Here is a 1394-nt window from a genome sequence, read left to right as displayed (position 1 = left end):
TGTCCCAAACTGAGATTGTAGCGAATAGTATCATTAAAGAGGAAAGGATGCTGGCTGATAATGCCTACCTGACGAACAAAGTGACTTGTTTTAACTCCATCCCTTGTACGACAAGTAATCGTTCCGGCATCCGGCTTTTCTTCCCCTGTGATCATTCTAAAGAGGGTTGATTTCCCACAGCCACTTGGCCCTTTGATGAGGACTTTTTCGCCTTGTCGAATGGCTAGATTAAGATCGCGAAGAATCTCTCTACCGTTATAAGATTTACTTAAATGAGAAATTTCTAGCTCTTCTACTTGGGAGATCGAATGATTATCCGATTCACTATCATCTGCTCGATTTAAAATTCCGAAAATCTTTTCGGCCGTTGTTTTGGCTCCTTGTACTTCAACCACATCATACATGATATTTTGGATAGGCCCTACCAGTTGACCAGCAGCAATATACATAGCAACCAGGCTAGCCACTGAAACATGATGACCCTGCATAGCAAGGAAGAACCCTAATACCAAGGGGAGTACTTGGCTCAGAAAGACCATAAAACCATTACAAAAGAAAACAATATTATGGGTAAAAGCAAACCTTTGAATAGCTCGTTGATAACGAAGATTGATATTCCAGACGCGCTGAGAATTTTCAGGCAAGGCTTGATTCATCCGCAAGGTCTGAGCTCCTCGAATACTATCAGAGATTTGGTTATGAACAGCTGTTCTTCCCTGAGACATTTCATCCCCTGAATTCTTTAGCTTATTATTCATCAAGAATTGTGGAATGGGACGTAAGATCGTGAAGAAAACAAAGATAGAACCCAATAAAACATTTTGGGCAATGATATAGATCGCCGTAATCAGTGCCCCAAATCCCCAACATGAAATAGACATATAGCGTTCAAAAAAGTTATCTCCTAAAAATTCCATATCCTGTGTCAGCATGGTAATCTTTTCATCTTCACTATATTCCCTGTCTTCCATTAACTTCTGAAAAAGTGCCGTTCGGATATTCATGTGAATTTCGCGTCTAAAGACATTATTTGCATGATTACAAAATAACATTAGACTATACAAAGCGAAATAGACAGAAAAACCAAAGAGGGCAAATTTCCAAATAGAAGAATAGGTAAGGTTATTTTGATCTATCGATAATGCTTTGGCAACAACCAAAGGTTGACCTAATGCGAGACCCCCATTTGCCAGTGCTCCAATAATGGTTAGGTATTTTGTTTTTTTATCAAGATATTTAAAGATATGAATCATAAATCTCTCCTAGAAAATAGAACCCTATGGTTGAGAAATATCAGATGTAATCATTAAATCTTATTACATATTATTCTTTGTGATATATTTTACATGCTCATTATACATCTAAAAATAAGTCTGGTCAATGAATATTCAAAA

Annotated in this window: 1 protein-coding gene; it reads right to left on the bottom strand. The window is 37.4% G+C overall.

The window, feature by feature from the left end:
• Nucleotides 1-1253: ATP-binding cassette domain-containing protein (locus HMPREF2893_RS02360; RefSeq protein ID WP_070673996.1), on the bottom strand; the 1253-nt coding region annotated here is incomplete at its 3' end.
• Nucleotides 1254-1394: the final 141 nt, after the last annotated feature.

This window comes from Streptococcus sp. HMSC072C09 (assembly GCF_001813105.1).
Lineage (GTDB): Bacteria > Bacillota > Bacilli > Lactobacillales > Streptococcaceae > Streptococcus.
The sequence above is the reverse complement of the archived record's forward strand: the minus strand, read 5'-3'. Positions and strand labels throughout refer to the sequence as shown.